Source organism: Micromonospora endophytica, assembly GCF_003236305.1.
Lineage (GTDB): Bacteria > Actinomycetota > Actinomycetes > Mycobacteriales > Micromonosporaceae > Micromonospora > Micromonospora endophytica.
In genome coordinates, this window is sequence record NZ_POTX01000025.1 from 17,533 (window position 1) to 42,693 (window position 25,161).

Annotated in this window: 23 protein-coding genes; 13 read left to right on the top strand and 10 right to left on the bottom strand. The window is 71.3% G+C overall.

Annotation, left to right across the window (positions count from 1 at the left end; all coding sequences use genetic code 11):
• The first annotated feature begins 37 nt into the window (after positions 1-37).
• On the top strand, positions 38-1,141 hold the full coding sequence (locus C1I93_RS06140; RefSeq protein ID WP_181445033.1) for a patatin-like phospholipase family protein: 1,104 nt from the start codon (positions 38-40) through the stop codon (positions 1,139-1,141).
• Here the strand turns inward: C1I93_RS06140 and C1I93_RS06145 are convergent, their stop codons facing one another.
• The 3 genes from C1I93_RS06145 to recQ are packed head-to-tail and all read right to left on the bottom strand — an operon-like array spanning position 1,142 to position 4,479.
• Positions 1,142-1,705, bottom strand: a complete 564-nt coding sequence (locus C1I93_RS06145) for a DUF4231 domain-containing protein (RefSeq protein WP_111242245.1) — start codon at positions 1,703-1,705, stop codon at positions 1,142-1,144. It abuts the gene before it with no gap.
• A 16-nt stretch (positions 1,706-1,721) separates the two neighbouring features.
• Positions 1,722-2,495 carry a glycerophosphodiester phosphodiesterase family protein gene (locus tag C1I93_RS06150; protein ID WP_212808326.1) on the bottom strand — a complete coding sequence of 258 codons (774 nt, stop codon included), beginning with the start codon at positions 2,493-2,495 and terminating at the stop codon, positions 1,722-1,724.
• A 13-nt stretch (positions 2,496-2,508) separates the two neighbouring features.
• Positions 2,509-4,479 carry a DNA helicase RecQ gene (recQ, locus tag C1I93_RS06155; protein WP_223256566.1) on the bottom strand — a complete coding sequence of 657 codons (1,971 nt, stop codon included), beginning with the start codon at positions 4,477-4,479 and terminating at the stop codon, positions 2,509-2,511.
• Positions 4,480-5,029: 550 nt separating this feature from the next.
• Between recQ and C1I93_RS06160 the strand changes: the two genes are divergently transcribed.
• On the top strand, positions 5,030-5,599 hold the full coding sequence (locus C1I93_RS06160; RefSeq protein ID WP_181445034.1) for an RBBP9/YdeN family alpha/beta hydrolase: 570 nt from the start codon (positions 5,030-5,032) through the stop codon (positions 5,597-5,599).
• Between the two features lie 50 nt (positions 5,600-5,649).
• Here C1I93_RS06160 and C1I93_RS06165 read toward each other — a convergent pair whose 3' ends face one another.
• Positions 5,650-6,300, bottom strand: a complete 651-nt coding sequence (locus C1I93_RS06165; RefSeq protein WP_111242247.1) for a hypothetical protein — start codon at positions 6,298-6,300, stop codon at positions 5,650-5,652.
• A 125-nt stretch (positions 6,301-6,425) separates the two neighbouring features.
• Here C1I93_RS06165 and rapZ point away from each other — a divergent pair, with 125 nt between their 5' ends.
• The 8 genes from rapZ (at position 6,426) to C1I93_RS06205 (ending at position 13,465) form a co-directional block, all read left to right on the top strand.
• A complete protein-coding gene (rapZ, locus tag C1I93_RS06170) occupies positions 6,426-7,343 on the top strand; it encodes an RNase adapter RapZ (protein ID WP_223256564.1) in 918 nt (305 codons plus the stop codon).
• Positions 7,340-8,335 (top strand): gluconeogenesis factor YvcK family protein, encoded by a 996-nt coding sequence (locus C1I93_RS06175; RefSeq protein WP_111242248.1) that lies wholly within the window; start codon positions 7,340-7,342, stop codon positions 8,333-8,335. Before rapZ ends, C1I93_RS06175 begins: the two co-directional genes overlap by 4 nt.
• Positions 8,336-8,389: 54 nt before the next feature.
• The gene (whiA, locus tag C1I93_RS06180; RefSeq protein WP_111242249.1) at positions 8,390-9,370 is read left to right on the top strand and encodes a DNA-binding protein WhiA; all 981 of its coding nucleotides are present in this window, start codon (positions 8,390-8,392) and stop codon (positions 9,368-9,370) included.
• A 261-nt stretch (positions 9,371-9,631) separates the two neighbouring features.
• Positions 9,632-10,636, top strand: coding sequence for a type I glyceraldehyde-3-phosphate dehydrogenase (gene gap / locus C1I93_RS06185; protein ID WP_111242250.1), 1,005 nt, complete (start codon positions 9,632-9,634; stop codon positions 10,634-10,636).
• On the top strand, positions 10,633-11,835 hold the full coding sequence (locus C1I93_RS06190) for a phosphoglycerate kinase (RefSeq protein WP_111242251.1): 1,203 nt from the start codon (positions 10,633-10,635) through the stop codon (positions 11,833-11,835). Before gap ends, C1I93_RS06190 begins: the two co-directional genes overlap by 4 nt.
• Entirely contained in the window at positions 11,835-12,626 is a 792-nt protein-coding gene (gene tpiA, locus C1I93_RS06195) for a triose-phosphate isomerase (RefSeq protein WP_111242252.1), read from the top strand. Before C1I93_RS06190 ends, tpiA begins: the two co-directional genes overlap by 1 nt.
• Positions 12,627-12,721: 95 nt before the next feature.
• A complete protein-coding gene (secG, locus tag C1I93_RS06200) occupies positions 12,722-12,982 on the top strand; it encodes a preprotein translocase subunit SecG (RefSeq protein ID WP_111242253.1) in 261 nt (86 codons plus the stop codon).
• A gap of 138 nt (positions 12,983-13,120) precedes the next feature.
• Positions 13,121-13,465 (top strand): RNA polymerase-binding protein RbpA, encoded by a 345-nt coding sequence (locus tag C1I93_RS06205; protein WP_111242254.1) that lies wholly within the window; start codon positions 13,121-13,123, stop codon positions 13,463-13,465.
• Positions 13,466-13,547: 82 nt separating this feature from the next.
• Here C1I93_RS06205 and pgl read toward each other — a convergent pair whose 3' ends face one another.
• The 6 genes from pgl to tkt form a co-directional block, all read right to left on the bottom strand.
• Complete coding sequence (pgl, locus tag C1I93_RS06210; RefSeq protein ID WP_111242255.1) at positions 13,548-14,297, bottom strand: 6-phosphogluconolactonase; 750 nt, start codon at positions 14,295-14,297, stop codon at positions 13,548-13,550.
• Between the two features lie 55 nt (positions 14,298-14,352).
• Complete coding sequence (locus C1I93_RS06215) at positions 14,353-15,369, bottom strand: glucose-6-phosphate dehydrogenase assembly protein OpcA (protein WP_111242256.1); 1,017 nt, start codon at positions 15,367-15,369, stop codon at positions 14,353-14,355.
• 31 nt (positions 15,370-15,400) lie between these two features.
• Positions 15,401-16,915: a glucose-6-phosphate dehydrogenase gene (zwf, locus tag C1I93_RS06220; RefSeq protein WP_111242257.1), complete on the bottom strand. Its 1,515-nt coding sequence runs from the start codon at positions 16,913-16,915 to the stop codon at positions 15,401-15,403.
• Between the two features lie 97 nt (positions 16,916-17,012).
• Complete coding sequence (locus tag C1I93_RS06225; RefSeq protein ID WP_111242258.1) at positions 17,013-18,575, bottom strand: glucose-6-phosphate isomerase; 1,563 nt, start codon at positions 18,573-18,575, stop codon at positions 17,013-17,015.
• Positions 18,576-18,623: 48 nt separating this feature from the next.
• On the bottom strand, positions 18,624-19,802 hold the full coding sequence (tal, locus tag C1I93_RS06230; RefSeq protein ID WP_111242259.1) for a transaldolase: 1,179 nt from the start codon (positions 19,800-19,802) through the stop codon (positions 18,624-18,626).
• 17 nt (positions 19,803-19,819) lie between these two features.
• Entirely contained in the window at positions 19,820-21,874 is a 2,055-nt protein-coding gene (gene tkt / locus C1I93_RS06235) for a transketolase (protein ID WP_249412458.1), read from the bottom strand.
• Between the two features lie 341 nt (positions 21,875-22,215).
• On the opposite strand from tkt, the gene C1I93_RS06240 reads away from it, so the two are divergent.
• The 3 genes from C1I93_RS06240 to C1I93_RS06250 all read left to right on the top strand — a co-directional run bounded on the left by C1I93_RS06240 (position 22,216) and on the right by C1I93_RS06250 (position 24,970).
• On the top strand, positions 22,216-23,172 hold the full coding sequence (locus C1I93_RS06240; protein WP_111242261.1) for a heme o synthase: 957 nt from the start codon (positions 22,216-22,218) through the stop codon (positions 23,170-23,172).
• Between the two features lie 415 nt (positions 23,173-23,587).
• Positions 23,588-23,923 carry a hypothetical protein gene (locus C1I93_RS06245; RefSeq protein WP_111242262.1) on the top strand — a complete coding sequence of 112 codons (336 nt, stop codon included), beginning with the start codon at positions 23,588-23,590 and terminating at the stop codon, positions 23,921-23,923.
• Between the two features lie 120 nt (positions 23,924-24,043).
• Positions 24,044-24,970, top strand: a complete 927-nt coding sequence (locus tag C1I93_RS06250) for an ATP-grasp domain-containing protein (protein WP_111242263.1) — start codon at positions 24,044-24,046, stop codon at positions 24,968-24,970.
• Positions 24,971-25,161 lie beyond the last annotated feature (191 nt).

The following is a 25,161-nucleotide window of genomic DNA, read 5'->3' on the forward strand; positions in this document are numbered from 1 at the left end:
GGCGTGTGCCGGCGCGACGAGCAGACGGGAGGCAGCGATGACCGACGACCGGCTGCGCCGGATCGCCGAGCGTGCGCAGGAGATCGAAAAGCAGGCGGTGGCACCCGGGACAACCGGGCCGCCCCAGGTGCCGCCGCCGATCGACGTGACCCCGCCCGGGCTGCCCCGGATCGGGTTGTTACTCGGCGGCGGCGCGGCAAAGGGCGCCTATGAACTGGGTGCGATCGAGGCCCTGGCCGCGCAGGGGTTGTCCATCGAGGCGATCGCCGGAAGCAGCATCGGTGCCCTCAACGGGGTGGTGCTGGCCTGCGCCCCTGACCTACCGACCGGCGCGCAGCGGCTCGGCGACCTCTGGACGAAGGTCAGCTCCCGGTTGAGCGCCGCCGTGGTGGGCCAACCCGGGCGACCCGACGACTCCGGCGAGGTGGACGAGGCGTTCGCCGTGGGCGTGGCGAACCTGCCGGTGCGCGCCGTTCGGTTGCTGCTCGACAACGGTTACCTGGAGCAGCTGGTCGAACAGGTCGTCGACGTCGACACGCTGCGGGTCGGCCCGCCGATGTGGGTGACCGGCCTGCCGGTGGGACCGCCACCGTGGTTCCCGCTTGAGCGTGCCGTGCAGCATGCCGTCAACTGGCTCGCGGCCCGTCTCGGCAAGGCCGAACTTCTGCATCTCAACCACCTGCCTCGCGCCGAGGTGTGCGCTGCGGTGCTGGCCAGCGCCGCCTTGCCGTTCCTGTTCAGTTCCCGCCGCGTCGGCGAGCGGTACTACGCCGATGGCGGCTTGGGTCAGGACAAGGTGCCGGTCCGGGCGTTCGCCGCGCAAGGCTGCGAGTTGGTGATCGCGGTGCACCTCGACGCCCTCGACGTGCTCCGGGAACGCGACCGGGCCGGAATCAAGTTGCTGGAGGTGCGCCCGAGTCGCCCGCTGAGCCCGAAAGGACTGGTCGGTGCCGCGAACGGGCTGCTCGACTTCTCGCCACAGCGGATGGCCCAACTGCGTGCGCTCGGCCACGCCGACATGACCACAGCCCTGACCAGTTATGCGCAGCAGGCCGGTCTGGTGTGGTTGCGCCGGGAGAGCCAACGGGCGGCCCTGGAGGCCGTCAGTGAGTTGCGTGAGCCACCGACCCCACCGCGATGATCAGCCACCGGGTTGCGGTGGCACCCGGAGCATCCGCCCGCCGACGCCACCCTCGGGGAAACTCAGAGCGCCGAAGAACTTCTCCGACTCGCCGCTGCGAATTGTCTCGACCTTCTCCAACAGGGCCCGGGTCGCCTCGTAGCCGAGTTCTTCCCGCCGCTGCGGGTCGTCGACCGATTCGGCCCGGCCGAACTCGAGTTCCCATTGGCTGAAGGCCCTGATCAACTCGAAATGGGTCCGTCGGAGCAGGCTCCACATCTGATCCCACTGATAGAACGTGCGCAAGGCGGTCGCGGTGGCGATGACCACGCCCGCGAGGGCGATGACCACGTCTTTTCCCGGATAGCGGAAGCCGGCGAGCAGTGGCAGCGCAGCACTGACGACGATCACCAGGATCCCGGTGAAACGGAAATGACGGCGGTGCCATTTCGCCCGCCAGTCGTACTGCTTCCGCAGGCTCGACACATTCGTCTCAGCCAGTCGGCGGTACGCCGCCATAGGGTCGTCGGAGTCGGCGTTGCTGTGGTCGCGAGTTCTGTGGTCCGCACGCGATTCCTCAGGCATATCCCGAGCGTAAGTCTCATTGCTGGGATGGCCTATAGCCGGAAAAGACGATGTTGTCGGCGAACTGCCGGGCGTATCTCTCCTGCTCCACTGTGGTCACCGGCCAGGCGAGCACCGGCACGTCCCGGCGACGCCACCAGGCGACCAGCCGTGACGGAAAGCCGTCCACCTCGTACGCCAGGAAATCCGGTCGGGTCACGACGTTGCTGAGCATGCTGCGGCCGATGAGTCGGGTCAGCGGGTCGGCGGTGCGCAACAACCCGCAGATCCGGCCGACCGGCGCGCGTCGCTGTGCCGGCATCCGCAGCATCGCGACCCGCAGCGCCGCCACCAACACTGGATCGAACGACTCGACGGCGTACGGTCCCGGATAGCCGGCGAGCTGCCGCAGCACGGCCGAGGCCAGCGTTGGCGGCAGGATCGGCACCGGACGCTTCAGCTCGATCAGCAGCGGCACCCGGCCCGCGACCTGCCGCAGCACCTCCATCAGGGAGGGAATGCGCTCGTCGGTACCGTCGAGCCGCAGCCGCTGCCGATCCGCCGGAGTGAGTCGACCGGTCCGGATGGCCGCGCCGGTCAGGTCGGTCAGGTCGTAGTCGTGCACCACCACCAACTCGCCGGCCGTGGTCAACTGCACGTCGAGTTCACAGCCGTAACCGGCGGCGGCAGCGGCCTCGAAGGCGGCCAGCGAGTTGGCGGGTCGACCGGGCCCGACCAGCCCGCGATGCGCGATCGGGGTCTGCGTCAGCCAACTCCACCCGGATGCCAACCGTTCCCCTCCCGAAGTCACCCTCCACGATAGGTCAGGGCTGCTGAGCCGCCGTCTCCTCGCCAAGTACGGTGAGGAGTTGCTCACCGTACTTGGCGAGTTTGTTCTCGCCTACGCCACTGATCCGGGAGAGGTCGGCCAGGGAGGACGGGGCGTCGGCGGCGATCTGGCGCAGCGTGGCGTCGTGGAAGATGACGTACGCCGGGACGCCCTGCTCCTTGGCGGTTGCCGCGCGCCAGGCGCGCAGCCGCTCGAAGGTGCCGGCCGCCTCGGCGGGCAGCTCGGCGACGACTGTCGCTGCGCCCCGCGGCTTGGCCACCCGCGCCGCCCGCGCCGGCTCACGGCGCATCATCACGGTACGCCGTTTACCGAGTACCTCGGCGCTGGCGTCGGTGAGGGCCAGGGTGCCGTAGTCACCCTCGACCGCCAGCAGCCCCTCGGCGAGCAACTGCCGCACCACGCCGCGCCACTCCGCCTCGCTCAGCTCCTCGCCGATGCCGAACACGGTGAGCGAGTCGTGCCGATGCTGGACGATCTTGTCGGTGCTGCGGCCGAGCAGGATGTCGACGCAGTGTCCGGCGCCGAAGCGCTGGTTACGCTCCCGGTCCAGCCGGTACACCGTGGAGAGCAGCTTCTGCGCGGCCACCGTGCCGTCCCACGACTCGGGCGGCTCCAGGCAGGTGTCGCAGTTGCCGCAGCCGCAGCCGGCCGGCTCGCCGAAATACTCAAGCAGCTGGGCGCGGCGGCAGCGGACCGTCTCGCAGAGCGCCAGCATCGCGTCGAGGTGAGCGGCGAGGTTACGCCGGTGCGCCAGGTCGCCCTCGGACGTGTCGATCATCTTGCGCTGCTGTACGACGTCCTGCAGCCCGTACGCCAGCCAGGCGGTTGACGGCAACCCGTCCCGTCCCGCCCGGCCGGTCTCCTGGTAGTAGCCCTCGACCGACTTGGGCAGGTCAAGATGGGCGACGAAGCGTACGTCCGGCTTGTCGATGCCCATCCCGAAGGCGATGGTCGCCACCATCACCACCCCGTCGGCGCGCAGGAACCGCTGCTGGTTCGCCGCGCGCGTCGCCGCGTCCAGACCGGCGTGGTACGGCAACGCGTCCACGCCGTTGGCGACCAGGAACTCGGCGGTCTTCTCCACCGAGGCGCGGGACAGGCAGTAGACGATGCCCGCGTCGCCCGGGTGCTCGTCGCGCAGCAGGGCGAGCAGTTGCTTGCGCGGCTCCCGCTTCGGCACGATCCGGTACTGGATGTTGGGCCGGTCGAAGCTGGCCACGAAATGCCGCGCCTCGCCCAACTGGAGCCGGGTGGCGATCTCCGTCCGGGTGGCGCTCGTCGCGGTGGCGGTGAGCGCGATCCGGGGCACCCCGGGCCAGCGTTCGTGCAGCATCGACAGGTTCAGGTAGTCGGGCCGGAAGTCGTGCCCCCACTGCGACACGCAGTGCGCCTCGTCGATGGCGAACAGGCTGATCCGGCCCCGGTCCAGCAGGCTCAGCGTGGCCTGGCTGGCCAGCGCCTCCGGCGCGAGATAGAGCAGGTCGATCTCCCCGGCCACGAACTCCGCCTCGACCAGCCGGCGGGTGTCGAAATCGAGCGTGGAGTTGAGGAAGCCGGCCTTCACCCCGACCGCGGTCAGCGCGTCCACCTGGTCCTGCATCAACGCGATCAGCGGCGAGATCACCACCGCGACGCCATCGCGCACCAGCGCCGGAATCTGGTAACACAGCGACTTGCCGCCACCTGTCGGCATCAGCACCAGCGCGTCCCCGCCGGCCACCACGTGGTCGATCACCTCACGCTGGAAACCACGGAAGGCGTCGTACCCGAAGATCCTCTGCAGTACATCGAGCGCCGCTGTCACCTTCTCCCCGGTCGGTGCGTCGGAGGCAGCCAACTCGGCGACGCTCAGGTCGGCGCTGCTTCGATCGGTGCTGCTCGGCTCGGTGTTGCTCGGCTCGGTGTTGCTCGGCTCGGTGCTGCTCGGATCGGCGGGGGAGACCATCCGAGGATTCTACGAGCCACTCCCGCTGACTGGCGGACGCCGTTCCCGAGATGCCAACGGCGCCCTGGCCCGGTCGCCTGCTGTCGTCGAGTCGTCAGCCGATGGGCAAGGCGCGGATCCGAAGGCGTTCGTCGGCCAACACGACGAACGCGCCATCGGTCAGGTCAGCGCGGGCTGGCGGGACCGCTGGCTGCCCGTGTCCTTCACGAGACGCCGCAACTGGTGCCCGAGCACGGGGATCGGTGACGGTTCTACGAGTCTCGTCTCGGCGTGTCGTCTCGGTTCTCTGTCACCGATCGAGGCGCAGTGACCGCAAGGGTTCCCGCGGGCGAACCGCTTCGGCGGCGGGCGGTCGACGACGGATCCGTACCCGCGGACGTCGCGATGGCGGACCTGATTGCCCTGGTCAATGCGATCGCACTGGCAGCGGAGCCGGTGGGCGCGGCCGGGGCGCAACGGCTTGTTCGGCTCGGCCCTGCTCGCCCACCGACGGGTCGCCGGGGGCGGCTGACCGGTGCCACGACGGTCACCAGTTGCTAGCGTGCTGGGGGTGACGCGTTACCTTGTCGTGCCCGGTCGAGGAGTTCCCTTACCCGACCACTGGTCGCGCAGGTGGGTCAGCAGCGACCCGAAGTATCGATGGGCCCCCGAACCGCCCGGCCCGCCGTTTGTCGTCACCGAACGGGTCGCCGCGCTGCACGCGGCGATAAGCGCCGACAGCGAGCCGGTGATCCTGGTGGCGCACAGCGCCGGGTGCCTGACCGTCGCTGTCTGGGCCAGCCAGCACGTCGGCCCAGTCCGGGCCGCGCTGCTGGTCACGCCGCCGTATCTGGATCCGGACTGGACTGCCGAACCGGACGAGACCGTCGACGTCTTCATCGGCCACGTGCCACGCGAACCGCTGCCGTTCCGTTCGATCCTGGTCGCCAGTCGCAACGATCCACATGCCACGTTCGCGCAGTTCGAGGCGTACGCGCGAGACTGGGGCTCGGAGCTGTTCGACGCGGGCGCGGTCGGGCACCTGGACTCCAAGACCGGGTTCGGCCCGTGGCCCGACGGCCAGCGCTTGGTCCGATCGTTGACCGTGCCGCCGAGTCACGACGGATCGGCTGGTACCTGACGCTCCGCCTCGTCTCGCCCGGGCCGGGGGCGTGATGACCGGCACGGCGGTCAGGAGGGTCGGGGGACCGGGACGGGTTTGGCCCAGCGGGGGGCGCCTGTCTCATCGACGTGGCAGAAGGCGACGAGCAGGTCGGCCGGGTCGGTGAGCGGGGCCGCGCCGGTGCCCATCCGGAACAGCGCCACCAGGCTGCCGTCGGCGACCGCGCGGGTGCCGACCGCGCCCAGGTTGTCGGGCGTACGCAGCGAGTCGCTCGACTCCGGACGGGAGGCGGCACCGGCGAGCCAGTCGTAGCGGTCGGCCAGTTGCTCGTACGAGTCGGCCCAGTTGAAGCCGGTGCCGCCGACGGCGTCCCAGCCATCGAAGGGTGGCACCACCCGGGGTGGCGTCAGCCGCTTGTCCAGCAGCATCACCTGGTAGTTGCCCGGCAGTTCCGGCCCGGACCAGCGCAACCGCAGCAGCACGGACTGGTTGTCCGGGTCGCCGTCGACAGTTGCGCCGTTGCGCCAGCCGTACGCGGCGGCCAGGTCGGCCACCTGGTGCGCCGCCGGCAACATCGCCTCGACGGTGACGGTGACCGCGTCCGGGCTGCCGTGCTGCTCACGTTCGCGTTGCCGGGCGTGGTCAACTGTGGCCAGTACCGCGACGGTGACCGAGACGAGGGCCACCACCCAGCGCAGTCGCGCCCCGTGTCTGCCCATGGCCGGAGGATAGCCGCAGACCACACCTGACGCCGTCAGCCAGCCGACAGCACCGGCGAGCTAGAGTCGCTGATTGACCAGGCCCGGTCGGTATCGACCGGGGCGCCACGGCTTGGGGGTTATGGGTGGGCGAGGCGCACACGAGCGGTCACCACACCGGCGGTTCCGGGACGGTGGCCGAGACGGACACCACGCTTGTCGTGGTCACCGGCCTGTCCGGCGGCGGGCGCAGCACCGTGGCGCGGGCCCTGGAGAACGTCGGCTTCTACGTGGTGGACAACCTGCCGCAGGCGCTGCTGCTGGACATGGCCGAGCTGGCGGTGAAGGCTGGTGGGGCGGCCCGGCGTACCGCGATGGTGCTTGACGTACGCTCCCGGGCCTTCTCCACCGACCTGGCCGAGGCGATCCGGGAGCTGAAGGAGCGCGGCTACGCGCCCCGGGTGGTCTTCGTCGACGCCGACGACGAGGTCCTGATCCGCCGGTTCGAGAGCGTCCGGCGCTCGCATCCGTTGCAGGGCGACGGCCGGCTCGCCGACGGCATCGCGGTCGAGCGGGGGTTGTTGGAGGAGGCCCGTGACCAGGCCGACGTGATCATCGACACCAGCCACCTGAACGTGAACCAGCTTCGTCGCCGGGTCGAGGAGCTGTTCGGCGGCGAGGACGCGCGCAAGCTGCGGGTGACAGTGATCTCCTTCGGGTTCAAGTACGGCCTGCCGCCGGACGCCGATTTCGTGCTCGATGCCCGGTTCCTGCCCAACCCGTACTGGGTACCCGAACTGCGTGAGCACACCGGCCGGGAGGAGGCGGTGAGCGCCTACGTGCTGGGGCAGGAGGGCGCGGACGCCTTCGTGGAGGCGTACGCGGACCTGGTCGGCGCCACCACCGCCGGATTCGAGCGGGAGGGCAAGCGGTACCTGACCGTGGCGGTCGGCTGCACCGGCGGCAAGCACCGCAGCGTGGCGATCGCCGAGGAGTTGGCCGCCCGGCTGCGCCGCGCCGGGCTGGCCGCCAACGCGCAGCACCGCGACCTGGGGCGGGAATGACGATCCGGGTGGTGGCCTTCGGCGGCGGCCACGGCCTGTCCGTCTCACTGCGGGCGTTACGTCGCTGCGCCCCGGAACTGGACCTGGACATCACCGCCGTGGTGACCGTCGGTGACGACGGCGGCTCCAGCGGTCGGCTGCGCGCCGAGCGCGGCGGACTACCCCCCGGTGACCTGCGCCAGGCGCTGGTCGCGCTCGCCGGTGATCACCCTGCCACCCGGCGCAGCGCAGGGCTGTTCCAGCACCGCTTCGCCGAGGTGACCGCCACCGGCGGCAGTAACGGGCTGACCACCGCCAGGCGTGACGGGCTGGCCGGTCACGCGGTGGGCAACCTGGTGCTGCACGGCCTGATGGAGCTGCTGGGCGATCCGGTGGCCGCCCTGGAACACGCCGGGGCGATGCTCGGCGCGGTGGGTCGGGTGCTGCCCATGTCGTGCCAGCCGGTCGGCATCGAGGCCCAGGTACGCGGGGTGGACCCGGACCACCCCGACGCGGTGTGCACCGTACGCGGCCAACACCAGGTGGCGATCACCACCGGGCGGGTCGAGTCGCTGCGGCTGACCCCGCAGGCGCCCGCCGCCTGCACGCAGGCGGTCGCCGCGATCGGCGCCGCCGACTGGCTGATCTTCGGGCCGGGCAGCTGGTACACGAGCGTGCTGCCGCACCTGCTGGTGCCGCAGCTGGCCGCGGCGATCCTGGCCAGCCCGGCCCGGCGGCTGGTGACGCTCAACCTCGCCGCCGAGAAGGAGACCCTCGGTCTCTCCGTCGCCGATCACCTGGCGGCGCTGCGTTGGTACCTGCCGGAACTGGTGGTCGACTTCGTGCTCGCCGACGCCAAGGCGGTCGGTGACCCCGAACCGGTCGGTCGTGCGGCAGAATCGCTGGGAGCCCGACTGGTTCTCGCTCCCGTCGCGGTCGACGACGGCACTCCCCGTCATGATCCGGCCGCCCTGGGCGCCGCGCTGGTGCCCGTCCTGGGCGCCGATCGTTAGACACGTACGTAATCTCCGGTGACACGCCGGAACCGGTCCGTGAGGGGACGCACAATGGCGATGACGGCTGCGGTCAAGGACGAGCTGAGTCGGGTCGACGTGCCCAAGCCCTGCTGCCGGCGGGCGGAGATGGCGGCGCTGCTGCGGTTCGCCGGTGGGCTGCACATCGTCTCCGGTCGGGTGGTGGTGGAGGCGGAGCTGGACACCGGCGCGGTGGCCCGCCGGCTGCGCCGCGAGATCGCCGAGGTGTACGGCTATCCGAGCGAGATCCACGTGCTCGCCTCCGGCGGCCTGCGCAAGGGCAGCCACTTCATCGTCCGGGTGGTCAAGGACGGCGAGGCCCTGGCCCGGCAGACCGGGCTGCTGGACGTGCGGGGTCGGCCGGTACGCGGCCTGCCGCCGCACGTGGTCGCCGCGAACGTCTGCTGCGCGGTCTCCGCCTGGCGGGGCGCGTTCATGGCACACGGCTCACTCACCGAGCCGGGCCGCTCGAGCGCCCTGGAGATCACCTGCCCGGGGCCGGAGTCGGCCCTGGCCCTGGTCGGCGCGGCCCGCCGGCTCGGCATCACCGCGAAGAACCGTGAGGTGCGGGGCGTGGACCGGGTGGTGGTCAAGGACGGCGACGCGATCGCCGCGCTGCTCACCCGGATCGGCGCGCACGCCAGCGTGCTGGCCTGGGAGGAGCGCCGGGTACGCCGCGAGGTGCGCGCCACGGCCAACCGGCTGGCCAACTTCGACGACGCGAACCTGCGCCGCTCGGCGCGGGCGGCGGTGGCCGCCGCGGCCCGGGTCACCCGGGCGCTGGAGATCCTCGCCGACGACGCGCCGCAGCACCTGACCTCGGCCGGGCGGCTGCGGCTGGAGCACCGGCAGGCGTCGCTGGAGGAGTTGGGCGCGCTCGCCGACCCGCCGCTGACCAAGGACGCCATCGCCGGCCGGATCCGCCGGCTGCTGGCGCTCGCCGACAAGCGGGCGCGGGACCTGGGCATCCCGGATACCGAAGCGGCAGTCACACCCGACATGCTCGTGGTCTGATAGGACGGTGGGTCGTCCGGGTGCGGTGAGGAACCACCCGACGCAGCGCGGGTGCGTACGCTCGGATAGGGTCGCTGCGTACGGCAAGGGGGCCGGCAGCGGCACTTCCCGCCGTACCCACCGCCTCACGGCGGTCTGGTCCCACGGACCGCGGCGGGGTGGCCGAGAAATCGTAGACGGCCGGCTCCAACGGTCGGCGCACAACACTCCGCCGCCGAGGATCTCCACGCCGGCGGACCAAAACGCGAGGAGATGGGACCTGTGACCATCCGGGTTGGCATCAACGGCTTCGGCCGGATCGGCCGTAACTTCTTCCGGGCAGTGCTGGCGTCCGGCGCTGACGTCGAGATCGTGGCGGTAAACGACCTCACCGACAACGGCACGCTCGCCCACCTTGTCAAGTACGACAGCATCCTGGGCCGCCTCGGCCAGGAGGTCAAGGCCACCGCCGACGAGATCATCGTGGGTGGCAAGAGCATCAAGGCGTACGCCGAGCGGGACCCGGCGGCGCTGCCGTGGGGCGACCTGAACGTCGACGTGGTCATCGAGTCCACCGGCTTCTTCACTGACGCCACCAAGGCCAAGGCACACCTCGACGGCGGGGCCAAGAAGGTCATCATCTCGGCGCCGGCCAAGAACGAGGACGTCACCGTGGTGGTGGGCGTCAACGAGGGCAGCTACGACCCGGCCAAGCACAACATCATCTCGAACGCCTCCTGCACCACCAACTGCCTCGCGCCGATGGCGAAGGTGCTGCACGACACGTTCGGCATCCAGCAGGGTCTGATGACCACCATCCACGCGTACACCCAGGACCAGAACCTCCAGGACGCGCCGCACTCCGACCTGCGCCGGGCCCGCGCCGCCGCGCTGAACATCGTGCCGACCTCGACCGGTGCCGCGAAGGCCATCGGCCTGGTGCTGCCGGACCTCAAGGGCAAGCTCGACGGGTACGCCCTGCGGGTGCCGATCCCCACCGGCTCCGCCACCGACCTCACCGTCACCGTCGGCCGCGAGACCACGGTGGACGAGGTCAACGCCGCGCTGAAGGCCGCCGCGGACGGGCCGCTGCGCGGCATCCTCACCTACAACGAGGACCCGATCGTCTCCGCCGACATCGTCACCGACCCGGCGTCGTGCATCTTCGACGCGCCGCTGACCAAGGTCATCGGCAACCAGGTCAAGGTCGTCGGCTGGTACGACAACGAGTGGGGCTACTCCAACCGCCTGGTGGACCTGGTCAAGCTGGTGGGTTCGTCGCTGTGAGCATCCGTACCCTCGACGACCTGCTCGCCGAGGGGGTGTCGGGTCGGCGCGTGCTGGTGCGCGCCGACCTGAACGTCCCGCTCGACAAGCAGACCGGCGCCATCACGGATGACGGCCGGATCCGGGCGGTGCTGCCGACGCTCGGCGCGCTGACCGAGGCCGGCGCCAAGGTGGTCGTCTGCTCGCACCTGGGTCGGCCGAAGGGCGCGCCGGACCCGCAGTTCAGCCTGGCCCCGGTCGCCGGTCGGCTCGGCGAGCTGCTCGGCGCGCCTGTGCACTTCGCCACCGACACCGTCGGCGAGTCGGCCCAGGCCACCGTCGCCGACCTCGCCGACGGCGAGGTCGCGCTGCTGGAGAACCTCCGCTTCAACAAGGGGGAGACCAGCAAGGACGACGCCGAGCGGGGTGCCTTCGCCGACCAGCTCGCCGCGTTCGGCGACGCGTACGTCGACGACGCTTTCGGTGCCGTGCACCGCAAGCACGCCAGCGTGTACGACGTGCCGGCGCGGCTGCCGCACGTCGCCGGCCGGCTGGTGCTGCGTGAGGTCGAGGTGCTCTCCACGCTCACCGGCGACCCCGAGCGGCCGTACGTGGTGGTGCTCGGCGGCTCCAAGGTCTCCGACAAGCTCGCCGTGATCGAGGCGCTGCTGCCGACCGTGGACCGGCTGCTCATCGGTGGCGGCATGTGCTTCACCTTCCTCAAGGCGCAGGGCCACGAGGTGGGCACGTCGCTGCTCGAGAAGGACATGGTCGAGACCTGCCGCAACCTGCTGGAGCGCTCCGAAGGCAAGATCATGCTCCCGGTCGACGTGGTGGCCGCCGACGCCTTCGCCCCGGACGCCGCGCACGACGTGGTGCCCGCCGACGGCATCCCCAGTCACCGGGTCGGGCTCGACATCGGGCCGGAGACCGTGGCCGGGTTCGCCGCGGCCTTGAAGACCGGCACCCGGACGATCTTCTGGAACGGCCCGATGGGCGTGTTCGAGATGGCCGCGTTCGCCAACGGCACCCGGGGGGTCGCCGAGGCGATCGCCGGATCCGAGGCGTTCAGCGTCGTCGGCGGCGGTGACTCGGCCGCTGCGGTGCGGGCGTTGGGGCTGGACGAGAAGTCGTTCGGGCACATCTCCACCGGCGGTGGCGCCTCCCTGGAATACCTGGAGGGCAAGACCCTCCCCGGCATCGCGGCCCTGGAGAACTGATGGCGAGCGCTCCCCGCCGGCCCCTGATGGCCGGCAACTGGAAGATGAACCTCAACCACCTCGAGGCCAACCTGCTGGTGCAGAAGCTGGCGGCCAGCCTCACCGAGAAGCAGCTGACCGCGGTGGAGACGGTGGTCCTGCCGCCCTTCACCGACCTGCGTACGGTGCAGACCGTCGTGGAGGGCGACAAGCTGCTGATCGGCTACGGGGCGCAGGACCTCTCGGCGCACGCCTCCGGCGCGTACACCGGGGAGATCTCCGGGGCGATGCTGGCCAAGCTGGGCTGCACCTACGTGGCGGTCGGGCACTCCGAGCGGCGGGAGTACCACCGCGAGGACGACGCGCTCGTCGGTGCCAAGGTGCAGGCCGCGCTGGCCAACGGGCTGACCCCGATCCTCTGCGTGGGGGAGGGGCTGGACATCCGGGAGCAGGGCGGGCACGTGGCGCACTGCAACAACCAGCTCGACGCGGCGCTCAAGGGGCTCACCGCCGAGCAGGTCACCAAGGTCGTCGTCGCGTACGAGCCGGTCTGGGCGATCGGCACCGGCAAGACGGCCACCCCGGACGACGCCCAGGAGGTCTGCGGTGCGGTGCGGAGCCGGCTGGCCGAGACCTTCGACCCGAGCACGGCCGAGCAGGTCCGGATCCTCTACGGCGGCTCGGTGAAGTCGTCGAACGTGGCCGCGATCATGGCTCAGCCGGACGTGGACGGCGCCCTGGTGGGCGGCGCGAGCCTGGACGCCGAGGAGTTCGCGAAGATCTGCCGGTTCCCGGAGCACATCTCGGCCTGATCGCTCGCTATCCTTGACTCCGCCCGTCCGCCGGTCGGTGCCGCCGTGCCCGAACTGCCCGGGCGAGGATCGTAACGAGAGGACTGACCCCCGCCATGCCGATCTGGTTCGCCTACACGTTGATCGTGTTGCTGGTCATCACGAGCGTCTTGCTCACCCTGCTGATCCTGCTGCACCGCGGCAAGGGCGGTGGAATGTCCAGCATGTTCGGCGGTGGGGTCAGCTCCAGCCTCGCTGGCTCGTCGGTGGCCGAGAAGAACCTCGACCGCTACACCGTTCTGGTGGGCATTGTCTGGTTCGCCTGCGTCATCGGTCTCGGGCTCTGGCTCCGCCTGCAGGTGGGCACGGGAGTCTGAGCAGACCCACTGGTCGTAGAATCTGCGCGCGGTTCGTCATTCGACGGGCCGCGCGCAGTCCGTTTCACCCGCTGCACCGCGTCGCCCGCCGTCTCTCCCCCTCGACGGTGGTCCCCTCCCACGACAGGAGTCAGCGCCGTGTCGAACGGCCACGTCATCCGGGGCGCCCGGGTCGGGTCCGCGCCCCCACGCCACCCCGATCGCCATCCACCCGTCGCATGCCGGTCGGTCAGCTACTGGTGCCGTAACGGGCATCGCATCGACGTCCGGCTCGCCGCCGACGTGGCGGCCCCGCCGGTGTGGGACTGCACCCGCTGCGGTCAGCCCGCCGGTGAGGACGCGCAGCATCCACCGGAGCGGAGCCGGGCCGAGCCGTACAAAACCCATCTGGCGTACGTCAAGGAGCGGCGTACCGAGGCCGAGGGCGAGGCACTGCTCGCCGAGGCACTGGCTGCCCTGCGGCAGCGCCGCAACCCCCGCTGAACCCGCACCCGGCACGCGGCGCGCTGCGGTGTTAGGAGGGGCCCCCTTTAATACACGAGGCGTTAATAGGGGGCCCCTCCTTTCACCGCGGGTGGATGGAGGTGGCGGCGGCGCGGTCGAGCAGCCAGAGGGTACGGCTGGTGCCCCGCACCCCGGCCGCCGGGATCTGTGCCGGCTCGGCGCCGGCCAGGGCCATGCCGACCGCCTCGGCCTTACCGGCGCCACTGGCCACCAGCCAGACCTCCTCGGCGGTGTTGATCGCCGGCAGGGTGAGAGTGGTCCGGATCGGTGGCGGCTTCGGGCTGTCCCGGACCGCGCTGACCGGCCGGCTCTCGTGCTGCACCGGGTGTTCTGGGAAAACCGAGGCGATGTGCCCGTCCTCGCCGACGCCGAGCATCAGCACGTCGAAGTGGGGCAGCTCGGCGGTGCCGGAGCGGGCCGCCCGGGCGAGTTCGGCCGCGTACCGCGCGGCGGCCTCCTCCGGCTCGACGCCGGCGTCGGCGGCCGGCATGGGGTGGATCCGGGCCGGATCGAGTGGCAGCGCGTCCAGTAGCGCCGCGCGGGCCTGGGTCTCGTTACGTTCCGGGTCGCCGGTGGGCAGGAACCGTTCGTCGCCCCACCACACGTCGACCCGGGACCAGTCGACGGCGGCGGCGGCCGGCAGCGCGGTCACCGCGCGGTGCACCGCCGCGGCGATCCGGCCGCCGGTGAGCACCACCGACGCCTCGCCCCGCGCGGCCTGCGCGTCGAGCAGCCGCACCACCAACCGGGCCGCGACGGCCTGCGCCAGCAGGTCGGCATCGGCGTGTACGGCGACACTCGCCTCTGTCATGGTGTCCTTCCGCGACCGCGCGTCGGCGGTCGTGTCGTGCCGTCGATCGGCGGGGTCAGGATCCGGTGCTGGTCGAGGCGTGCGCGCTGACGCCCGCCTCGGCCCGCTGGGCGGTGGCCGGGTCCTTCCAGACGTGCACCCGCCGGTCGGGGCGGCGGTCCAGGTTGGTCAGGCCGGCGAAGGCACCGAGCGCCTCGGCGTACACCTGGTCGGAGCCGAGCCGGCGCAGCTCCTCGGCGAGTTCGTCGCCGAGTGGCCGGCGGACCAGCGGCAGGGTGCGGTCCTCCTGGCCGGTACGCCGGAACACCGCCATGCTGTCGTCGCGGGTCAGCGTCAGCTCGTCGCCGTTGGCGCAGCGCAGCTGCACCTCGCGCATGCGCGGGAACTCCCTGCTCCGTTCCCAGCGTGGCTTGATGCCCAGCCGGCTGCGCAGCCACCCGCGCATCAGCGCGGCGGTTGGGTCGGTCGGCGGCGCGACGATCGCGGCATCGGTGAGCTGCGCCTCGGTGGTGTCGAACGCGCCGGCCACCAGGGTGCGCCACGGGGTGATCCGGGTCCAGGCGAGGTCGGTGTCGCCGGGGGCGTAGTCGCGGGCGCGCTGCCGCAGCGCCTCGATCGGGTCGGCGGCCTGGGCGCTGTCGGTGATCCGCCGGTCGGCGACCACGCCGAGGAAGTCGGTGGCGATCTCGTCCGGCGGCTCGCCGTGCCACCAGGTGACCACCGGCACGTCCGGCACCAGCAGCGGCATCACCACCGACTCGGCGTGCAGGGCCAGCCGCCCGTACATCCGCATGACCACGGCCTCGCACGGGCCGAGTCGCCCGCCGACGACGATCTCCGCGTCCAGCCGGCTGCGGTCGCGCTCCAGGTCGGAGCGGACGACCACGAGCAGTCGGCACGGGTGTGCGGCGGCGGCGATGGTTGCGGCGGCCTCCGCCTCGCGGACCCGCTTCTCGTCCACCACCACGATCAGGGTCAGCGCCATGCCGCTGGCCACCCCACCGGCGCTGCGCCGTTCGGCGGCGAGCGCCTTGACCACCTCGTTGCCGGTGGTGTCCCACAATCCGATCAACGGAGCCTCCTGGTTCGCTCGTGCTGCCCGGTCACGCCCGCCGCCAGGTCCGACCCTCGCGGGCCAGCATCTCGTCGGCGGCCCGGGGCCCCCACTCGCCGGACCGGTAGGGTTCCGGCTTCGTGCCCTCCCAGGCGTGTTCCAGCGGGTCCACCACGGCCCAGCTCTGTTCCACCTCGGCGGCGTCGGGGAAGAGCGTCCGATCGCCGATCAGCACGTCGAGCACCAACCGTTCGTACGCCTCCGGGCTGGACTCGGTGAACGCCTCGCCGTACTGGAAGTCCATCGCGATGTCGCGGACCTCCATGGTGGTGCCCGGCACCTTGGAGCCGAACTTGAGCACCACGCCCTCGTCCGGCTGGACCCGGATGACGAGCTGGTTGTTGCCGAGCATCTCCATGTCGGCGGCGGTGAAGGGCAGGTGTGGCGCCTTCTTGAACATCACCGCGACCTCGGTGACCCGGCGCGGCAGCCGCTTGCCGGCGCGGATGTAGAACGGCACCTCGGCCCAGCGGCGGTTCTGGATGCCGAGCCGCACCGCCACGTACGTCTCCGTGGTGGAGGTCGACGGGACGCCCTCCTCCTCCAGGTAGCCCTTGGCCCGCTGGCCGCCGACCCAGCCGGGCAGATACTGCCCGCGTACGGTGTCCTTCGCGACGTCCCGCGGCACGGTGATGGCCTTGAGCACCTTGAGCTTCTCGGCCCGGATCTCGTCGGCGTCGAAGCTTGTCGGCTCCTCCATCGCCACCAGGGCGAGCAGTTGCAGCAGGTGGTTCTGCAACACGTCGCGGGCGGTGCCGACCGAGTCGTAGAAGCCGGCGCGGCTGCCGATCCCGACGTCCTCGGCCATGGTGATCTGCACCGAGTCGACGTACTGCGAGTTCCAGAGTGGCTCGAAGAGGCTGTTGGCGAAGCGCAGGGCGAGGATGTTCTGGACCGTCTCCTTGCCCAGGTAGTGGTCGATGCGGAAGACGTCCTGCCGGGTGAACACGTCGTCGACCAGGTCGTTGAGCGCCTTGGCCGAGGGCAGGTCGTGCCCGAACGGCTTCTCCACCACCACCCGGCGCCAGCCACCGCACTTCTCGTTGTCGGCCATGCCGGTGCGGGCGAGCTGCTTGAGCACCACCGGGAAGGCGGCCGGTGGGATGGAGAAGTAGAAGGCCGCGTTGCCGTGGATGCCGTGGCTGTCCCGCAGGTCGTCCAGGCACTGGGCGAGCCGGTCGAAGGCGGCGTCGTCGTCGAACGAGCCGCCGACGAACTTGATGTTGTGTTCGAGGCGGGACCAGACCTCCTCCCGCCACGGGGTCCGGCAGTGTGCTTTCGCCGCCTCCCGGGCCAGCGACGCGAAGTCGCCGTCCCGCCAGTCGCGCCGGGCGAAGCCGGCCACCACGAAACCGGGCGGCAACAGGCCACGGTTGGCCAGGTCGTACACCGCCGGCAGCAGCTTCTTCTGGGCCAGGTCTCCGGTCACTCCGAAGATCACCAGAGCGCACGGCTCCGGGATCCGCGGCAGCCGCCGGTCCTGCGGGTCGCGCAGCGGGTTCACTCTGTCTCCTCTGTTCGCGACTGCGGGGCTCGCAGGATCGGCTCACTCCTTGCGCTCACGGTGCCTTCCCGATCCTGGTCGTCCACGTCGTTCATCGTCATGCCCGCAGGGACCCGATCGCGTCGAACAGGTGGGCCAGGCCCATTGTCCGGTCGGTCAGGTGCAGGTGCAGCAGCGGGCGGTCGCGACCAGCCAGGGCCCGGCGGTCGCTGGCGGCCTGCGCCGCCAGTAGTTCCCCGAAGGAGTACGGTCTCCCGGGCACCGGCAGATCAACATTGACCGTACCGGTCACGTGAAGAAAACTACCCGCCGGCGGGCCGCCGATGTGGTATTGCCCGACGGCGCGTGGGTGACTCGGTCCCCAACCGAAGGTGACAGGTCGTCCGGTCGCCTGGGCCAGCAGCGGACGCAGCCGGGCCGCGTCGGCGTCGGCGTGCCGGTCGAGGTACGCGACCACCGCCAGGTAACCGTTCGCGTCCACCCCGTCCAGCAGCTGACGCAGGGCTCCGGCCAGGTCGGCCGGAGCGCCCGGCGGGGCGTACACCTCGATGGCGTCCTCGACGGCCGACGGTGTCCGCGGCTCGGCGGGCGGTGCCGTGCGGGGCCCGCCGAAGTCGGTGTCCGGGAAGTCGAGCGGCTCGGTCCCTCGCACGGTGGCGGCCATCGCGGCGGCGTACTGCCAGGCCAGGAAGTGCGCGCCGAGCGGGCCGTTGACCGCGACGTCGGCCGTCGTGCCGGCACCGGGCACGGCACCGGCGGCCAGCGCGCCACCGTAGCTGACGGTGAGCACGTCGGCGCCGGTCACCCCGGGGGTGTCCGGTGACTCGACCACCACCGGCAGGATGCCGATGCCGTCGCGGCTGGTGCCGGCGAGCAGGTGCGCCACCCAGTCGCCGAGCCCTTCGACGCCGCTGCCGTCGGCGACCAGGGCGACCTTGTCCCGCCCGGTGGTCGCGGCGGCGGCCAGCGCGGCACCGAGCGCCAGGCCCGGATTGTCCCCCGGCCGGCCCAGTGACGCCGAGAACGCCTCGGCCTCGTCCAGCAGGTCGGCCACGGCGACGCCGGCCAGCGCGCAGGGCACCAACGTGTACGCGGTGAGCGCGCGGTAGCCCTCGGCCACCGCAGGACCGGCCGGCACGATGATCGCGCCCAGTTCGGCGGCGACCGCCTCCAGCGACGAGCCCGGCTCGGTGACCACGACGAAATGCCGGCTCGCCTCGGCCTCGGTCATTCCGGCATCCAGGAACGCCTGCCAGTAGGCGCGCCGGTGGCTGTCGATCTCCGGGGTGTCGGCCCGACCGGCGAGCACGACCACGGTGCGGGCCAGCCGGTCGGCGAGCGCCGCACGGACCGGACCGGGGTCGGTGGTGTCGAGCACGGTCAGCGGCCGCCCGGTGGTCCGCGCGACGGTCCCGGCAGCGAGCGCCGGCTCAGCCGGTCCGACCAGCACCACGTGGTCCAGGTCGGCCAGCTCCGCGGTCAACTCGGCCAGTTGGGGGAGCAGTTCACGGCCGTGCCGGTGGGCGTGCAGCCAACCCGGTACGTCGGCGTCGACGAGCGCCTGCCGGGTGGCGGCCGGCGCGGCGGCGTCGACCGCCGCCGCGCCGTACACCGCGAGGCCGCCAGCGGCCTCGGCAGGTGCGTCCAGCAGTTCACCCACGCCGCCACCCGGCCAGGGTGGCGGCGTGGGCAGGGCCGGGACACACCGTCACGCATTGCCTCCGGCCCGCGCGGCGGCGTCGGCGTTGCTCTTGGCGGCGTCGCTCGGGCGGGCGGTGCCCTGCCCGGCGGCGGCCAGCGACTTGCGGACGCCGTCGAGCAACTCGTTCCAGCTCACCTCGAACTTCTCCACGCCCTCACGTTCCAGCGTGTCGATCACGTCGGTCATGTCCACACCCGCCGACTCCAGGCCGGCGAAGACCTGCCGGGCGTCGGCGTAGGCGCCGGTCACGGTGTCCGGGTGGGTCTCACCGTGCTCGGCGTACGCGTGCACGACCGACTCCGGCATCGTGTTGACGGTGCCGGGAGCGATCAGCTCCTCGACGTAGATGACGTCCCGGTAGTCCGGGTTCTTGGTCGAGGTGGACGCCCAGAGCGGCCGCTGCGGGTGCGCGCCCGCGTCGGCCAGGGCCTGCCACCGGGCCGAGGAGAAGACCTCGCCGTAGCGCTCGTACGCCAGTCGGGCGTTGGCCACCGCGGCCTTGCCGCGCAGCGCCTTGGCCTGGTCCGAACCGATCTTCTCCAGGCGCTTGTCCACCTCGCTGTCGACCCGGGAGACGAAGAACGAGGCCACCGAGCCGATCTTCGACAGGTCGTGGCCGTTCGCCTTGGCCTGCTCCAGGCCGGCGAGGAACGCCTCCATCACCTGCGAGTAACGGTCCAACCCGAAGATCAGCGTGACGTTGACGCTGATCCCCTCGGCCAGCACGGCGGTGATCGCCGGCAGGCCGGCCTCGGTCGCCGGGATCTTGATGAACAGGTTCGGCCGGTCCACCAACCACCACAGCGCCTTGGCCTCGGCGACGGTCTTGGCCGCATCGTGCGCCGAGCGCGGGTCCACCTCGATGGAGACCCGGCCGTCGACACCCTCACTGGCGTCGTACGCCGGCCGCATCACGTCACACGCCCACCGCACGTCGTACGTGGTGAGCATGCGGACGGCCTCTTCCACCTCGATGCCCCGGGTGGCCAGGTCGCGCAACTGCCAGTCGTAGGTGTCGGCGTCGCTCAACGCCTTGGCGAAGATGGTCGGGTTGGTGGTCACCCCGACCACGTGCTGCTCCCGGCGCAGCTGGTCCAGCCCGCCGGAGCTGAGTCGTACCCGGGAAAGGTCGTCGAGCCAGACCGCCACTCCCGCAGCGGTCAGTTCGCCCAGTCGGTCAGTCATGTACGCCAACGCTCCCCTCAGTTGCCGGTCGTGAAACCGGTGATGTCCCCGACCCGGGTCAGCGCCGCGTGCGCGGCGGCGACGATCCGGTCGGGGGTGAAGCCGAACTGCTCGAAGAGCACGGAGTGCGGGGCGCTCGCGCCGTAGTGTTCGAGGCTGACACTCTCGCCGCAGTCGCCGACGATCGCGCGCCACGACATCGCGATGCCCGCCTCCACGCTCACCCGCGCCTTTACCCCGCGCGGCAGGACCGACTCCCGGTACGCCTCGTCCTGCTCGTAGAACCACTCCTGGCACGGCATCGAGACCACCCGGGTCGGCGTGCCCTCGGCCTCCAGCCGATCCCGGGCGGTCAGGCAGAGCTGCACCTCGGAACCGGTACCGACGATGATCACCTGCGGCTTGCCGTTGGACGCCTCGGCCAGCACGTAGCCGCCCTTGGCGGTCCCCTCGGCCCCGGCGAACTCGGACCGGTCCAGGGTGGGCAGCGGCTGCCGGCTCAGCGCCAGCGCGGTCGGCCGGTCGGTGTGCTCCAGGGCCTGCCGCCAGGCCCAGGCCGTCTCGTTGGCGTCGGCCGGGCGGACCACGTCCAGGCCGGGGATGGCGCGCAGCGCGGTCAGGTGCTCCACCGGCTGGTGGGTCGGGCCGTCCTCGCCGAGCCCGATCGAGTCGTGCGTCCAGACGTAGACCACCGGCAGCTTCATCAGCGCGGCCAACCGCACCGAGGGCCGCATGTAGTCGCTGAACACCAGGAAGGTGCCGCCGTACGGGCGGGTGCCGCCGTGCAGGGCGATGCCGTTGAGGATCGCGCCCATGGCGTGTTCCCGGATGCCGAAGTGCAGCGTGCGGCCGTACTCGTGGCCGGGGAACTCCTTGGTGGCGTACTGGCTGGGGACGAAGGAGGGCTCACCCTTCATCGTGGTGTTGTTGCTCTCCGCCAGGTCGGCCGACCCGCCCCACAGCTCGGGCAGCACCGGGGCGAGCGCGGCCAGCACCTTGCCGGAGGCGGCCCGGGTGGCCACGCCCTTGGCGTCGGCCGGGAACTCCGGCAGCGCCTCGGTCCAACCGTCGGGCAGCACCCGACCGGCCAGCCGGTCGTAGAGCGCGCGCCGCTGCGGGTTGGCCGCGGACCAGGCGTCGAAGGCGGCCGTCCACTCCTGCTGGGCGGCCTCACCCCGGCGCAGCACCTCCCGGCTGTGGGCCAGCACCTCCTCGCTGACCTCGAAGGACTCGGCCGGGTTGAAGCCGAGGATCTCCTTGGTGGCGGCCACCTCGTCGGCACCCAGCGCCGAGCCGTGGATCTTGCCGGTGTTCTGCTTGTTCGGTGCCGGCCAACCGATGATGGTGCGCAGCGCGATGAACGACGGGCGAGCCGTCTCCGCCTTGGCGGCCAGCAGCGCCTGGTAGAGCTCCTCGACGTTCTCGTGGTAGTCGCCCTGGTCGGCGTCGCCGCGGCGCCAGTCGACCGTCTGCACGTGCCAGCCGTACGCCGCGTAGCGGGCCGCCACGTCCTCGCTCATCGCGATGCGGGTGTCGTCCTCGATCGAGATCTCGTTGTCGTCGTAGATCACGCAGAGGTTGCCCAGCTGCTGGTGCCCGGCGAGCGCGCTGGCCTCGTGGCTGATGCCCTCCTCGATGTCGCCGTCGGAGGCGATGCACCAGATGTGGTGGTCGAAGGCGGACTCGCCGGCCTCGGCCTCCGGGTCGAACAGGCCACGCTCGCGGCGCGCCGCCATGGCCATGCCGACGGCGTTGCCCAGGCCCTGCCCGAGCGGGCCGGTGGTGGTCTCCACGCCCGGGGTGTGCCCGTGCTCGGGGTGCCCCGGGGTGAGCGAACCCCACTGCCGCAGCGACTTGAGGTCGTCCAGGCTCAGCGGGTAGCCGGCGAGGAAGAGTTGGATGTAGAGCGTCAGGCTGGAGTGGCCGGCGGAGAGCACGAAGCGGTCCCGGCCGGGCCAGTTCGGGTCGGCGGGACTGTGCCGCATGACCCGGTTGAACAACAGGTATGCGGCGGGAGCGAGGCTCATCGCGGTGCCCGGGTGGCCGTTGCCGGATTTCTCCACGGCATCCATGGCCAGTACGCGGACGGTGTCCACGGCACGGCGATCGAGGTCGGTCCAGTCGAGTGCGGGGTGCTTGGCAGCCACGGTGGTCAGTGCTCCTCGGCGAGATGGGCGGAACCCTCACTGGTGACCCTATCGAGCGCCGCTAAACGTGTGCCCGAGGATCTCAGCATGCTGGTCTGTACGTTTCTTGTCGACGCTGCGGTTCAGCCGCCGGTGTGACGGTCCGCACCGTTACCGGGTCGCCCGGGCAGCCAAAACGACAGCGCGTAGTGTGTGGGGCGGTGTGTCGGCCCGCAGCCGGTCCGGCCGCCGGAGAATCCCCTGCCCACGCCGGAAGGTGGCAATCCGTGAGCATGATCACCGAGCGCCCGGTCAGTAAAACTGCCGGACAGTCGTCGGTGCGCGCGGCGGAGGAGACCCCGGTCCGCTCCCGCGACCTGCGGGTGGTGGTGGCGGCGTATGTGACGTTGACCAAGCCGCGGATCGTCGAGCTGCTGCTGGTGACCACGGTGCCGGCGATGATGCTCGCGCACGGCGGGCTGCCGTCGCTCTGGCTGGTCGCGGTGGTGCTGGTGGGCGGCTCGCTCGCGGCCGGCGCGGCGAGCGTCCTCAACTGCTACATCGACCGGGACATCGACCAGTTGATGCGGCGGACCAAGCGGCGGCCACTGCCGGCGCACACGGTGACGCCCCGCAACGCCCTGATCTTCGGCCTGGTGCTGGCGACGGTCTCGCTGGCGCTGATGGCAGCCTTCACCAACCTGCTCGCCGCCGGGCTCACCCTGGCCGCGATCGTCTACTACGACGTGATCTACACGCTCTGGCTCAAGCGGACCACTGCGGCGAACACCTTCTGGGGTGGGGCCTGCGGGGCCGCGCCGGTGCTGATCGGTTGGGCCGCGGTGACCGGGTCGCTGTCGCCGGTGGCCTGGGCGCTGTTCGCGGTGGTCTTCTTCTGGCAGATGCCGCACTTCTATCCGCTGGCCATGAAATACAAGGACGACTACGCCCGCGCCGGCATCCCGATGCTGCCGGTGGTGGCCTCGGTGCGGCGGGTGAACGCCGAGATCATCCTCTTCGCCTGGCTGACCGTGCTCACCTCGCTGGCCGTCTGGGCGCTCGGTCTGAGCCCGGTCTACGGCGTGCCGACCCTGGTGGTGGGCGTGATCTTCCTGATCGAGGCGCACAAGCTCGCCGGTCGGGCGAGCCGGGGCGAGCCGGTCAAGCCGATGCGGCTGTTCCACTGGTCGACGACGTACCTCACCATCGTCTTCGCCGCCGCCGCCCTCGACGCCCTGCTGTAAGGCATGCCAGGACGGCGGGTAAGGAAGGGCCCCCTCTTAACGCCTCGTGCATAGGAAGGGCCCCCTTTTAACACAAGCCCCACCACCCCGGTTCCACGTATCCCGCCGCAGTCGGGCATCGGTGGGGTGGCGGGCGGCGCGGCCTCGGCCGAGGAGTGGCACTGCGGTTTGCCCGGCGGAACGCCATAGATGTACTGCGATCCGACTTTGTCGGCACAATTCCCCCAAGGGGGACCGGCCCGATCCGCTCGGCATCACCCGGTTACTGGCCATCCGGGGTGTCGGTTGGTCCGGTTATGGCCGGTAAAATGCGGGCGAAACACCTCTCGACTTGCTTAAACCACTGCGTAATCGGTATCACAAAAGGTTCATGGTTCTGCCCCCTTAGGGTGCGGCTCTGCATAGGCTTCGGGTTATGGCAGATGGTTCCGATACGACGCTGACGGCTGATCAGACCGCTTCCGGTCAGGCCCCCAACGGCCTGGTGGCGGGGATCAAGACGTTCGCCGCCGAGCACGGTGGGGCGAAGGCGGTCATCGAGTACGTCGGCAAGCGTGGCGCGCGGGTCGTCCTGGTGGGCTCCGACGGCGCGTGGGGCGACCAGTTCGCGGAGGACACGGTCGTGGCCCGCGAGGCCTGCGCGCAGGCCGGAGTCGCTGTGGAGAACGCCTGGGAGCGGGAGTTGATGGACCAGATGCGCCCGAGCAATGACCTCTGGCGTTCCATGGCTCGCCGCACGATGGCTCGCTGAGATAACACGACAATTCGTCACCATAGAGATAGCTGACCTGTATCCGATCGGTCGCAGTGGCCCACCCGGCCGCTGCGGCCGTCCTAGTTGGCGGCCACGGCCCGCCGGGATAGCGACGCGATGAACGCACCAGAAAACCGCCACGTGCCGGCCCGGGACGAACCGCGGATCGCCCTTGTGACCTGCGCCGACCTCACCGAGCTGGATGAGGACGACCGGCTGGTGCTCGCCCCGCTGGCTGCCCGGGGCGTCGCGGCCACCGTCGCGGTCTGGGACGACCCGACCGTCGACTGGGCGGGGTACGACCTCGTGGTGCTGCGCTCCCCGTGGGATTACGCGCCCCGGCGGGACGAGTTCGTCGCCTGGGCCGGGCGGGTGCCCCGGCTGGTCAACCCGGCCGACGTGGTCGGCTGGAACACCGACAAGCGCTACCTCGACGAACTCTCGGCCGCCGGGGTGCCCACCGTGCCGACCGCATGGGTCGAGCCGGGACAACCGTGGCGGCCCGACAGCGAACACGGCGAGTACGTCATCAAGCCGACGGTCAGCGCCGGCTCCGCGGACACCGGCCGCTACGACCTGGCCGACCCGGAGCACCGTACGCTGGCCGAGGCGCACGTGCGCCGGCTCACCGAGGCGGGCCGCACGGCCATGCTCCAGCCGTACCTACGCGCGGTGGACTCCGAGGGTGAGACGGCCCTGCTCTTCTTCGCCGGCCCGGACGGGCTCAGATTCAGCCACGCGATCCGCAAGGGTGCGCTGCTGACCGGCCCCGATCTCGGTCTCGGCGGGTTGTTCAAGCCCGAGACGATAAGCCCGCGCACGGCCACCGCCGCGCAGGTGGCGCTGGCCGAGAAGGTGCTGGCGGCCATCCCCGGCACGGCGCAGCGACTGCTCTACGCCCGGGTGGACCTGCTGCCCGGCGACGACGGTGGGCCCGTACTCGTCGAACTGGAACTGACCGAGCCGTCGCTGTTCCTCGGCTACGCCGACGGCGCTGCCGACCGGCTGGCCGACGCGATCGTCACCCAGCTGCGCCGCCGCTGAGACCGTCCACGCGCGCAGGCTCAGCCCGCGCTGGAAGCACCGCAGGCTCAGGCTGGGCCAGCAGCACCGCGGGCTCAGGCTGGGCCGGAAGCACCGCGGGCTCAGGCCGGGGGCCAGGCTGTTCAGGCGGGGACGGTCTCAGCGGCGGCGCAGCTGGGTGACGATCGCGTCGGCCAGCCGGTCGGCAGCGC